The organism is Actinomadura rubrisoli (assembly GCF_004349215.1).
Taxonomy (GTDB): Bacteria; Actinomycetota; Actinomycetes; order Streptosporangiales; family Streptosporangiaceae; genus Spirillospora; species Spirillospora rubrisoli.
Window position 1 is genome coordinate 1 of record NZ_SMKU01000292.1, and the last position, 12,050, is coordinate 12,050.

At 73.9% G+C, this 12,050-nt stretch carries 9 protein-coding genes and 2 pseudogenes; all 11 read left to right on the forward strand.

The window, feature by feature from the left end; genetic code table 11:
* Positions 1 to 2,210: pseudogene (locus tag E1298_RS49790) on the forward strand (hypothetical protein); the annotation flags it as partial.
* Between the two features lie 27 nt (positions 2,211 to 2,237).
* Complete coding sequence (locus E1298_RS35955; protein ID WP_131901376.1) at positions 2,238 to 2,492, forward strand: hypothetical protein; 255 nt, start codon at positions 2,238 to 2,240, stop codon at positions 2,490 to 2,492.
* Between the two features lie 23 nt (positions 2,493 to 2,515).
* Complete coding sequence (locus tag E1298_RS35960; protein ID WP_131901378.1) at positions 2,516 to 2,800, forward strand: hypothetical protein; 285 nt, start codon at positions 2,516 to 2,518, stop codon at positions 2,798 to 2,800.
* Between the two features lie 13 nt (positions 2,801 to 2,813).
* On the forward strand, positions 2,814 to 3,065 hold the full coding sequence (locus E1298_RS35965; RefSeq protein ID WP_131901380.1) for a hypothetical protein: 252 nt from the start codon (positions 2,814 to 2,816) through the stop codon (positions 3,063 to 3,065).
* A 92-nt stretch (positions 3,066 to 3,157) separates the two neighbouring features.
* The gene (locus E1298_RS35970) at positions 3,158 to 3,802 is read left to right on the forward strand and encodes a Crp/Fnr family transcriptional regulator (protein ID WP_243726017.1); all 645 of its coding nucleotides are present in this window, start codon (positions 3,158 to 3,160) and stop codon (positions 3,800 to 3,802) included.
* A gap of 70 nt (positions 3,803 to 3,872) precedes the next feature.
* Positions 3,873 to 4,619 (forward strand): hypothetical protein, encoded by a 747-nt coding sequence (locus tag E1298_RS35975; protein WP_131901382.1) that lies wholly within the window; start codon positions 3,873 to 3,875, stop codon positions 4,617 to 4,619.
* The gene (locus E1298_RS35980) at positions 4,619 to 6,808 is read left to right on the forward strand and encodes a hypothetical protein (protein WP_131901384.1); all 2,190 of its coding nucleotides are present in this window, start codon (positions 4,619 to 4,621) and stop codon (positions 6,806 to 6,808) included. The genes E1298_RS35975 and E1298_RS35980 overlap by 1 nt, the downstream gene beginning before the upstream one ends.
* A 19-nt stretch (positions 6,809 to 6,827) precedes the next feature.
* Positions 6,828 to 7,643 (forward strand): EI24 domain-containing protein, encoded by an 816-nt coding sequence (locus tag E1298_RS35985; RefSeq protein ID WP_243726018.1) that lies wholly within the window; start codon positions 6,828 to 6,830, stop codon positions 7,641 to 7,643.
* Between the two features lie 74 nt (positions 7,644 to 7,717).
* A complete protein-coding gene (locus E1298_RS35995) occupies positions 7,718 to 9,232 on the forward strand; it encodes a hypothetical protein (RefSeq protein WP_165975838.1) in 1,515 nt (504 codons plus the stop codon).
* Between the two features lie 62 nt (positions 9,233 to 9,294).
* Positions 9,295 to 11,433: an acyl-CoA dehydrogenase family protein gene (locus E1298_RS36000; protein ID WP_131901389.1), complete on the forward strand. Its 2,139-nt coding sequence runs from the start codon at positions 9,295 to 9,297 to the stop codon at positions 11,431 to 11,433.
* A gap of 12 nt (positions 11,434 to 11,445) precedes the next feature.
* Positions 11,446 to 12,050, forward strand: a pseudogene (locus tag E1298_RS36005) (hypothetical protein); the annotation flags it as partial.

Genomic DNA, 12,050 nt, shown 5'->3' on the forward strand with positions numbered 1-12,050 from the left:
CGGTGGGGCCGGGGCCGAGCTGGCGGTCGCTGGGGCCCACGACGATCCCGAACGGGCAGACGTACGGGGCCGGACGGGTGAACGTGTCGGGGCGGGTGTCGGCGATTGCCATCGACCCCGCCAACACCGCGCATGTGCTGGTCGGGGCGGCCAACGGCGGGGTGTGGGAGAGCCGGGACCGCGGCGCCTCGTGGGCCCCGCGGACCGATGACGCGGCGACGCTCGCGGTGGGCGCGGTCGCCTTCGACCCGTTCGACCCGGCGCATGTGCTGGCCGGGACGGGCGAGGGCAACTGGTGGGCCCGGCTCGGGGCGGGCGTCCTGCGCTCCAGCGACGGCGGCACCAAGTGGAGCACGTTGTGCACCGCGCCGTTCGTAGGGCAGGGCTTCTACGACCTGGTGTTCGACCCGGGGACCCGTGACCGGATCCACGCCGGGACGAACTTCGGCCTGTACGTGTCGTCGGACGGCGGCTCGACCTGGACGCGGCGGCGGTCCTCGGCGACCTGGTCCGTCTCGACCGGGTCCGGCGAGGTGCTCGCGGCCTGCCAGGACGGGCTGTTCCGCTCGACGGACGGCGGGACGACCTGGAACACGGTCCCGCTGCCCGGCGCCCCGGCGTCCTTCGGGCGGCTGGCGGTGGCGGTCGCGAGGTCGGATCCGTCCGTGGCCTACGCGTGGGGCGCCGTGGACCCGACCGCCTACCTGTGGCGGCGAGCGGGTGGGACGTGGACGGCGGTGACGCCGCCGACCGGTGTCGCGGTGGGGCAGGCGTGGTACGACTGGTTCCTGGCCGTCGCGCCCGACAACGCGGGACGGGTGTACTGCGGCGCCATCGACGCCCATCGCGGCGAGCTGGCGGGGACCACGTGGACGTGGACCGACATCAGCAGCAAGCCCGCGCCGGGTGACTCGATCCATCCCGACCAGCACGCCATCGCGTTCGAGCCGGGCCGTCCGGACGTGGTCTACATCGGCAATGACGGCGGCCTGTTCCGCAGCCCGGACCGGGGCGGGACCTGGCAGCACCTCAACAACGGCCTGGTCATCACCGAGTTCGAGTACCTCGCGCAGGACGTCGGGTCCGCGCGCTGGCTGCTCGGCGGCACGCAGGACAACGGCACGGAGCGCTGGACGGGCGCGCCGGAGTGGCTGCACTCGCAGGACGGCGACGGCGGCGACTGCGCGGTGAACCGGACCACGCCCGGCACCGTCTTCCATTCCTTCTTCGGCATGGGCCTGGAGCGGTCGACCTCACGCGGGGACTGGAACACCTGGCAGTGGTCCCCGCCGGTGGTGCCGCCGAACGAGGGGGCGCTGTTCTACCCGCCGGTCGAGGCGAGCGCCACGAACGGCGACACGGTCGCGATGGGCGGGGGCGCCCTCTACGTCTCCCGCGACAACATCACGATGTGGACGCGGCTGGCGTACCCGGTGGCCGCCACGGCGTCCGCGATGTACATCCCCAACGCCGACCGGGTGTACGTGGGGACGACCGGCGGGCAGATCTTCTCGACGCGCTGGACGGGTTCGGCGTGGACCGCGATGACGCAGCTCACGACGCCGCGCGCGAACGCCTGGGTGAGCGACCTGCACGTCGATCCGGGGGACCTCAACCGGATCTGGGCGACCCATCAGACGATCGGCGGCGGCCGGGTCTGGCGGTCCACCGACGGCGGCGCGTCGTGGACGGACCGGTCGGCGGGGCTGACCACCCTGCCGATCAACGCGATCGAGATCGACCCGGGCAACCGCGACCGCGTCTGGGTGGCCGCCGACCTCGGCGTCCACCAGAGCACGGACGGCGGGGCGACGTGGCAGCCGTTCTCCAACGGGCTGCCCAACGCGTTCGTCGGCGACCTGGTGTTCCACCCCCATGCCCGCGTGCTGCGGGCCGGGACGCGCAACCGGGGCGTGTGGGAGATCCCCGTGGACGGCTGGATGACCCAGCCGGTCTGCGGCGTCCAGTGGACGGGGTCGCTCGCGGCGGGCGCGTCCCAGCGCTGGTTCACCTGGGGCTGGCCCGCCACCTGGCATCTGCTGTGGACGGTCATGCCGACGTCGCCGCGCTCCGGTGCCCCGCAGGTGAGCTGGAGGGTCCAGGCCGAGCGGGCGGACGCCGAGCACGTCACGTACTGGATCACCGTGCGGAACCTCACGCAGCAACCGGTCACGTTCGAGGGCAGGTACGCCCTCCTGAGCCGCTACTGAGCCCTCACCGAACCTGGAGTCAGCACGATGTGGACCAACGTTCAATTCACGGGGTCGCTCGCGCCCAGCGCCAGCCAGCGCTGGTTCACCTGGGGCTGGCCGGCCGCCTGGCACGTCGTCTGGTACATGGTGCCGACGTCGCCGCGGGCGGGCGCCCCCCAGGTCGACTGGGACGTCTCGGTCGAGCGCGCCAACGACACCCAGGCCGCCTACTGGATCACGGTCACGAACCTCACCACGAGCCCGGTGACCTTCGAGGGCCGGTACGCGGTCCTTTCCTGACTCCGACCCCGAGAAGGGCGATCATGCGGATCATCATCGAGTTCGACGGCACGGCGGCCGTGCCGGTCGCGGTCCAGGAGGCGGCCCCGGCCGTCCGGGAAGGGACGGCGGAGCCGCGGACGATCGACGCCGGGCCGGCGCCCGCCGGGTACGAGGCCGAGGGCGCGCCCCCGGCCTTCTCGGGCCCGCCGCGCGACGGCGTGCCGCATGAGGGCGCGCCACGCGAGGGCGCGCCCGCCCCGTTCGGGAACGGACGCGCGGCGGAGGCCGGTCCCGACCTCGCGGCCGGTGCCGCGCCGGTTCTGTGAGGAGGTCATGGAGATGCTGAACGAAGTGTTCCCCGTCGTCGGGGGCATCCTGCTGGGCCTGCTGATCGTCGGCGTCCGGCAGTCCCTGCGCCTGTGGGTGGCCGTCCCGGCCGCCGTCGTCATCGGATTCCTCGCCACCGTGGTCAGCGGCGAGTTCCGGATGGGCTGGGAGTTCCTGCTGATCGACATACCGCTGGTCGCGGTGGCGGCGGTGGCCACCGTCATGGTCGTCCGGCTCGTCCGGCGCCGCGCCGCCGGGGCTTGAGGGGCCGCGCCGCACTGGCCGCGACTTGTCGCGGGGTGTCTCTTTTTGGTCTCTCGCGCGTGCACGCGGGGCGGGTGTGGGAGACAGGGAGGGTGGACGTCTCGGGGCGGATGTGGGAACGGCTCGTAGCGGCGGGGGCCGAGAAGCGGTTCGGGCCGGGCGAGGTCGTGCTCCGGCAGGGCGATCCTCCGACGCATGTCCTCGTCCTGGTCTCGGGACGGGTCAAGGTCTCGCTCACCCTGCCGAAGGGGGAGGTGCTGCTGCTGGCCGTCCGCGGGCCGGGCGAGGTGCTCGGCGAGATGGCGGTCCTCGGGGAGGACGACCGGTCGGCGACGGTGGTGGCCGTGGACGCGTGCGTCGCGCGGGTCGTGACCGCCGAGCGGTTCCGGCTGCTGACGCGTTCGGCCGGGGTGCGGGACGAGCTGCTGCTCCGGGCCATGCGGCGCATCCGGGAGGTGGAGGCGTGGCGGGCCGAGACCGCGGCGCTGCCCGCCGGGCCGCGGGTCGCCCGGGCGCTGGTGCGGCTGGCCGTGGCCGGGACGGCGGGCGGGCCGGTGGACGTGGGGCTCGGCCAGACCGAGATCGGGCAGGCGGTGGGGCTGTCGCGCAGCGTGGTCGCCGCCGAGCTGGCGCGGCTGCGCGAGCGGGGGCTGGTCATGACCGAGCGGCGCCGGATCGTCATCGTCGACCTGCCCGGCCTGCGGGCGCTGGCCGAATCGGGACACGGGTCTGTCTGATTTCAGACAGAGGGCGCCGCCGACCTTCTCCAAAGTGGGTGGTTCTGCCGACCCCCTGGAGAGAGCACCCATGGAGACCTTTCGCGCGCTGCTCGTCGTCGACGCCGAGAAGTTCAGCGCCCACAGCGACGTGAAGCTGCCCCGCCTGCACATGGAGATCCGGCGCGTGCTCGCGGCGGCCTTCGAGGAGAGCGGGCTCGGCGACACGTGGAAGGCCGTCCGGTTCCTGGAGAGCACCGGCGACGGCATCCTCGCGATCCTGCCGCACGACGCGGTGCCGCGGCTGGTCGAGCCGTTCCCGCGGCGGCTCCAGGACGAGCTGGCCGCGTCGGCGCCGGGGCTGCGGGCGGAGGGGATGCGCCTGCGGCTGCGGGTGGCGATGCACATCGGGCTCGTGGACGACGAGCGTCCGGACGCGCCGGGCGTCTCCACCGCGACCGTCGACGTCAACCGGCTCGTGGAGGGGGAGCCGCTGCGCGACGCGCTGAAGCGCAGCGACCCCGAAGTGACGTTCGCCGCGTTCCTGTTCTCGTCGGAGCTGTTCAGCGTCTACGTCGCGGGCGGCCGGACCGGGCTGCGCGAGAGCCAGTTCACCGAGGTGGAGATCAAGGTGAAGCAGTTCGTCCGCCCCGCTCACCTGTACGTGCCCGTGCCGTCGCGGCGCTCCGAGCCGGAGGAGGGCGGAGGCGCCGCGAAGCCCGCGCCCGTCCCGCCCGCGCCGGGCGGGCCGTCGATCGGCGGCATCACCATCAGCGGGGACGGGACGCAGAACGCGTTCGGGAACACCGTCGGCGGCGACTTCCGCCAGGAGCGGTGATGACGGAGTTCGACGATGTGAGCATCATCGGGGACGAGACGCAGAACGCGTTCGGGAACACGGTCTCGGGCGACCTCATCCAGACGCAGCTCCAGTTCGTCCGAGGACGCCCCTCGATGGTGCTGTCGGAAGGGGAGATCGCCGACCGGGTCACGGGCTACGTGCCCGCCCTCAACCACGAGGAGATCGTCGGCGTCCTCGACCGCCACCACGCGGTCGCGCTCGCCGGCGCGCCCGGGACGGGGACCACGACCACGGCCGTCGCGGCGCTGCGGTGGCTGCGTCCGGACCTGCCGATCCGGCTGTTCTCCACCGACGAGGACGACGTGGAGGAGATCGGCGCCGCCAAGGCGTGCGGGTACCTCGTCCGCGCGGGCGAGGAGGACGCGTCGCGGCTGCGGTCCTGCCTGGAGGCGGTGCACGCGGCCGGCGGGTTCCTGCTCGTCACCGGGTCGCCGGCGGAGCTGCGGGGGTTCACCGAATTCCTGCACGTGCTGCCGGTGCACCCGCCGCCGCCCGACGCCGTCTACCGGGCCCGGCTCGCCCGCTGCGGCGTCGGGCGGGACTGGGCGGGGTGGCCGCGCGCGGCGGTGCTGCTGAGGGACGCGACGCCCGCCGAGGCGCGCCGCCTCGCCGATCTGGTCGTGGCCGGGGGCGGCGCGAGCGAGGTGGAGCTGGCGTACCGGGGCTGGGACGAGCACCTGCGCGGCTGGTTCGGGGAGAACGGGGAGCTCCGGAACCAGACGCTGATGATCGCCGCCGCGACGATCGCGCCGGCGGACGAGACGAGCGTGTACGGGGCGGCGATGTCCCTGGCGCGCCAGCTCAAGATCAAGGTGGAGGGCGGGGGGCTCGCCTGGTGCCCGTCCACCGGGCTGAGCGAACTGCTCGGCGCCGACCGGGACGACGACAAGATCGTGTTCCGGCGGCACGGCTACGCCGACTCCGTGCTGCGCTACGTCTGGGACGACTACCCGCTCGCCCGGTTGGACCTGCTGTCGTGGCTGTCGGCGCTGCCCACGGACGAGGTGGTGGAGCTCAGGCCCGCGCTCCGCCACAAGCTCGTCGAGGTGTTCGCCGACCTCGCGTCCGAGCACGACGAGGTGGAGAGGATCTTGCGCAAGGCGGCCGAATGGGCCGCGCGCCACCATGCCGCGGACCTGTCCTACGTCGCGCTGGCCAGGACGTGCCTGCACCCTCGGGTCGGAGGGCGGGTGCGCGGGCGGCTGTACAAGTGGTCCATCGAGCGGCGGACGGCGAAGACGCTCAAGCTGACGGTGGCGCGGGTCTGCCAGGTGCTCGGCGAGACGCACGTGTCCATCGCGCTGACCCGGCTCAAGCACCTGGCCACCTACGGGGACGAGCAGGTCCAGGCCGAGGTGTTCGAGGTGGTGCGGGCGCTCGCCGAGATCCATCCCGAGAAGGTGTTCCAGACCGCGCTCATCTGGTGCCGGACCGCGACGCGCCTGGCCTCGGAGCGGGACAGGTTCAACCGGGCCCGGATCGGGCTCCAGATCCTGCTCGCCGAGCACGACCGTCCGCTCCGCGTGCGCCACGGCGGGGACGCGCGGGAGATGTCGATGTTCCCGGACGCGACGCGGCTGCGGAGCGTCCTGGAGGTGATGGAGCAGCTCGCGGCCTGCGGCGGGCACGTCCGCCCGCTGGTGCTGGAGGCGGCGCGGACGCTGGCCGCCGGCGGATACCGGACGTCCGTCCTGCGGGCGGCGCTGGCGTGGGCGGCACACCCGGACGGGCCCAGCGTGGCCATCGGGACGGAGATCTTCCTGATGCTGGCCGCCGAGACGACCCCGGACGGGCTCCCGGCGATCCTGGCCGGTCCGGACGCGATCGACCCGATGGCCTGCACGCCGCCGTGGGCCGTGGCGCTGGGCGCGCAGGCCGCGGGGTCCGGCGAGTACACCCTGTTCGAGATGGTGCTCCAGCTGTGGCTGGACGCGGCGGCCACGCGCCGCGAGGTGCGGCCGCGGATCGTCTCGATGATCGAGCAGGCGGCGGGCGGCGATCTGGGACGCCGGGCAGTCGTGCTGGACGTCGTCCGGCGATGGGCGGGGGTGGACCGTGCGCGGCGGGGCGTCAAGGAGGACATCTTCGTCCGGCTGCTGTATCCGGAGTGGAAACTGCTGCTGCTGATGGTCTGGGTTCGGATTCGGTCGACGCTCGGGCAGTGACCACTTGTAGCTTGGGCGTGTGACCGAAGCGCATACCCCCCGGACGTCGGGTTTCAAGGACCTGTTCAGCGGCGCGAGCTACTTGCTGCGCGGCATCGGATGGATGGCCCGGCACCCCGTGCAGTGGCTGTTCGGCCTGATCCCGGCGCTCATCGTGCTGGCGGTGTACGCGTCGGCGCTCGTGGTGCTGGCGTTCCAGGTGGACGACCTGGCCGGGTGGGTGACGCCGTTCGCCGACGGCTGGTCGGAGGCGGCGCGCACGTCCGCGCGGGTGGTCGCCGGGATCGCGATCTACGGCGCGGCGGTGTTCCTGGCGATCCTCACCTTCACGGCCGTGACGCTGCTGATCGGCGACCCGTTCTACGAGGCCATCGCGGTGCGGGTGGAGGAGTCGCAGGGCGGCGCGCCGCCGGACCCGGGAGACCCGCTGCTCGTCCAGATCGGGCGGGCGGTCAGGGACACGGTGATCCTCGCCACGATCGCGCTCCTGTTCGCGGCGGTGTTCTTCGCGTGCGGGTTCCTGCCCGTGGTGGGCCAGACGGTCGTCCCGGTGGTCGCGGCGTGCGTGTCCGGCTACTTCCTCGCGGGCGAGCTGACCTCCGTCGCGCTGGAGCGGCGGGGGCTGCGGCGCCGGGACCGGTTCGCGCTGCTGAAGCGGAACCGTCCGCTCGCGGTGGGGTTCGGCGCGGCGACCTTCGTGGTCTTCCTCATCCCGCTGGGCGCGGTGCTGGCGATGCCGGGCGCCGTGGCGGGCGGGACGCTGCTGGCCAGGGAGCGGCTCGCGCCGGACGCCGAGGCCGCGCGCGAGGACATCGGCGTCGCCGGGCAGACCTGAGCCGATAAGAAGATGTGTCCTGAGTGTGATTACCGGCCGGACGTAATTGATGATCTTCGCGTAACGTGTGCCGCATGTCCGATCAGGGGGAGCGCGGTGGGCGCTGGACCGATATGAGCGAGAGCGATGCCGGTCGCGAACGGGAGGAGCCGCAGGCCGGTCCGGAGGCGGGCCTGCCGCCGGTGGCCTTCCCCGAGGCCAAGGTGCCGGAGGTGCGGGTCCCCGCGCCGACGGGCCGCACCGACTTCTCCGAGCCCGAGCAGCCGCCGCAGCAGTCCGAGCAGCAGTGGCAGCCGTCCGAGCAGCCGCCGCAGCAGCCGTGGCAGGCGGCGCCGCACGACGTCTGGGGCAAGGTAGAGGCGCCCGCGCCGGAGCAGCAGCAGGCCGCGCCAGCGCCGGAGCCCTCACAACCCGCACCGCCGGCATCGCCCGCACCGCCGGCGTCGCCCGCACCGCCGGCGTCGCCCGCACCGCCGGCGTCGCCCGCACCGCCGGCGTCGCCCGCACCGCCGGCGTCGCCCGCGGAGCCGCCGGCCGCCGAGGACGTCAAGGTCGCCCCGGTGCCGGACGAGGCCCCGCAGTGGGAGGGGTCGCTGTTCGACGAGGGCGAGGGCGACGCGAACTACGCGCCCGCCGTTCCCATGGGGACGGCCGGGCCTGCCAAGCCCGGCAAGCCGAGCAGCGGCAACTGGCAGATGCCCGACTGGATGGCCGACGAGGCCGCCGCTGACGCCAAGCTCGGCGCCTCGGCCACCGGACCGCGCGAGCGCCGGGAGCGCCGCCGCGACCGCCGTGAGCGCTCCGACGTCCCCAGCGCCCCCGGCCTCCCCGACACCCTGGACGACGGCGCGGGCCGGACCCGGCTGGTCCTGATCGGCGGGGTGAGCCTGCTGGTGGTCGCGCTGGTCGCGGCGGGCGGCGTCTACCTGCTGAAGGGCCGCGGTGACGACGAGGCCGCGCCCAGCGGCCGGTCGGGCCGGACGGCGTCGGCGCGGCAGCCGCAGGAGCCGCAGGTCAAGATGCCGCCGGACCGGCGGCTCCGGACGTTCGCCGGACGTCCGAGCCGGGTGCTCGGGCACGTGACCGACACCCACTCCGGGCTGGCGTACCCGCGCCTGGCCGCGCCCTGGCAGCTCCCCACGAAGAAGAACAAGCTGGGCACCGCGGGCTGGTCCGGGCAGCAGATCCTCGTCACCGAGCGGCGCGGACGGCAGCTCTGGTACGGCCAGCTGCTCACCGGCACGCTGGCCCCGACCTTGCAGAGCTCCTACCGCGGGCCGAAGAGCGTCAAGAACGTCAGCGGGATGGCGGCCAAGGCGTTCGAGGCCCAGTACTACGCGTTCCCGCACCGCACGATGCCGCTGGCGTCGCAGGCGCTGAGCGTGGGCGGCCGCCAGGGCTGGCTGGTCGCCTCCTACCTCACCTACAAGCGGTCCGGGGTGCGGGCGACCGGCGAGATCGTGGCCACCGCCGTGATCGACACAGGCCGTCCCGAGCCCGCGGTGGTGTTCGCGTCGCTGCCGAACACCCACAAGAAGATGTGGCCGGACCTGAACGCGTTCCTCGCCCAGCTGAAGATCGCCGCCTGACCCTGAGAAACCGAATCGGATTCTCATAGGCTGTGCCGCATCCCCGAGCGAGAGGTGCGGTCATGGCGATCGGGCTGACCGAGGAGCACGAGGCGCTGGCGGCGTCGGTGCGCGGCTTCGCGGAGCGGCACATCACGCGGCGGTCCGTCCGGGAGGCGGCGACCGGGTTCTGGGACGCCCTCGCCGCGCAGGGCCACTTCGGTCTGCACCTGCCGGAGGAGGAGGGCGGGCAGGGCTTCGGGCCGCTGGAGCAGGCCGTCGTGCTGGAGGAGCTCGGGCGGGCGCTCGCCCCGGGCGCGTACGCCCCGACCGTGCTGGCGTCCGCGATTCTGCATGCCGCCGGTTTCCCCAAGCCGCCGTCCGGTCTGGCGGACGGTACCCGGACTGCGGCCGTGGGCCTGTCCGGCGGCCTTGAGGCGGACGGGTCCACGGTCTCCGGGACGGTCCAGCCCGTCCTGGGCGCGCCGCTGGCGGACCTGTTCGTGCTCCCGGCCGGTGACCGGTGGGTGGTCGTCGAGCGGGACGAGGTCGCGGTCGGCCCGCTGGAGTCCCTCGACATCACCCGCCCGGTCGGCTCGGTCACCGTGGACGGTCTGACCGTCCCGGGCGACCGTTTCGTGGACGGCGTGGACGTCCAGGCCCTCGCGGTCGTCCTGCTGGGGGCCGAGGCGTGCGGCGTGGCGGGCCGCGCCTTGGACGATGCCGTGGCCTACGCCAAGCTGCGCGAGCAGTTCGGCCGTCCCATCGGGCAGTTCCAGGGCGTCAAGCACAAGTGCGCCCGGATGCTGATCGCCGTCGAGCGGGCCAGGGCGGCGGTATGGGACGCGGCGCGCGCGCTGGACGACTCCGAAGAACAGCGCGCGTATTCGGCCGGAGTCGCGGCCGTCCTGGCCACCGACGCCGCCGTCATGTGCGCCGAGGGCAACATCCAGGTGCACGGAGGGATCGGCTACACCTACGAGCACGACGCCCACCTGTACTACCGCAGGGCCCTGACCCTGCGAGCCGTCCTGGGCCGGGCGAGCGGCCAACGCGCGGACGTGGCGGCGCTGGCGGTCGCGGGCGTGCGGCGGCCCATGGACGTCGAGCTGCCCGCGGACGCCGGGCCGCTGCGGGACGGGATCCGGGCGGCGGTCGCGGAGCTGGCCGCGATGGAGCCGCTGGAGCAACGGGCCGCGATGGCCTCGGGCGGCTGGGTGACCCCGCATCTGCCGGAGCCGTGGGGCCGGGACGCGGGGCCGCTGGAGCAGATCGTCATCCAGCAGGAGCTGAGCGCGGCCGGGGTGCGCCCGGTGCCGCTGATGATCGCGGCATGGGTCGTCCCATCGCTGGTGCGGTACGGGACGCCGGAGCAGCAGGACCGGTTCCTGCCGCCGACGCTGCGCGGCGAGATCGTCTGGTGCCAGCTGTTCTCCGAGCCGGGCGCGGGCTCCGACCTGGCCGGGCTGCGCACGCGCGCCGAGCGCGTGGAGGGCGGCTGGCGGATCAGCGGCCAGAAGATCTGGACGTCGCTGGCCCGGGAGTCCCAGTGGGGCATCTGCATCGCCCGCACCGGCCCCGACCGGCGCAAGCACGACGGCATCACCTACTTCCTGGTGGACATGGCGTCCGAGGGCATCGAGATCCGCCCGCTCCGGGAGTGCACCGGCGACGCCGTCTTCAACGAGGTCTTCCTGGACGGCGTGTTCGTCCCGGACGAGCTGGTCGTCGGACCCGTCAACGCGGGGTGGCGCGTCGCCCGCAACACCCTCGCCAACGAGCGGGTCGGGCTGACCGGCTCGTTCCAGCTCGGCGGTGACCTGCCCAAACTGCTGCGCCTCGCCGGGGAGCTCGGCCTGGACGGCGACCCGGTCGTCCGGGACGGCATCGGGCGGCTCGCGTGCGACGAACACGCCTTCGCCCTCCTCGGCCTCCGCGCGACGCTCAAGCAGCTGGAGGGCACAGACCCCGGCGCGACGGCGAACGTCCGGAAGCTGGTGGCGATGGAGCACGGCCAGCAGGTCACCGAGTTCGGGTTCACGCTGCTCGGCGACGAGGGCGCCCTGACCGGCGGATGGAAGGACGGCCTGCGCGCGCGCTGGACCCGCTACCTGCTCGCCTCCCGCGCCATGACCATCGGAGGCGGCACTACCGAGGTCAACCTGAACGTCATCGGCGAGCGGATCCTCGGCCTGCCCCGCGACCCGGAGCCGGTCGGGTAGCGTCCAGGCTCGATGCAGGAGAGGGCGCGGCACCTGGCGGCCGCACTGACCGGGCTGGGGCTCGGGCTCGCGGCGCTCGGCCCGGGGCTCGCGCCCGGCTTCGTGCTGTCGTACGACATGGTGTTCGCGCCGGATCCGGCGTTCACCCCGATGACGTTCGGGCTCACGGGCACGGTGCCGAGGCACGTCCCGAGCGACGCGTTCGTCACCGCGCTCGCGACGGTCGTCCCGGCCGGCCTGGTGCAGAAGCTCGTCCTGCTGGCGATCTTCGTGATGGCGTGCGCGTCGGCGGCGTCGCTGGTGCCCTCCCGCCGACTCCTGCCCCGCCTGGCCGCCGGGGTCTGCTACGCCTGGAACCCCTTCGTCGCCGAGCGGCTGCTTCTCGGCCAGTGGGCGCTGCTGCTCGGCTACGCGGCCCTGCCGTGGGTCGTGGCGGCCGCCGCGCGGACGGACGAGCGCGGCGGCGGACGGCGGCTCGTCCGGACCCTGATCCCCGCGGCCATCGGCGGCTTCGCGGCCCTCACCATCTCGGGACTCACAGCGCTCATCGTGGCCGCGACCGCCGGATATCCCGACCGCGCCGGGCGGGTGTGGGGGGTGGGCCGGGTGGTGCTGTC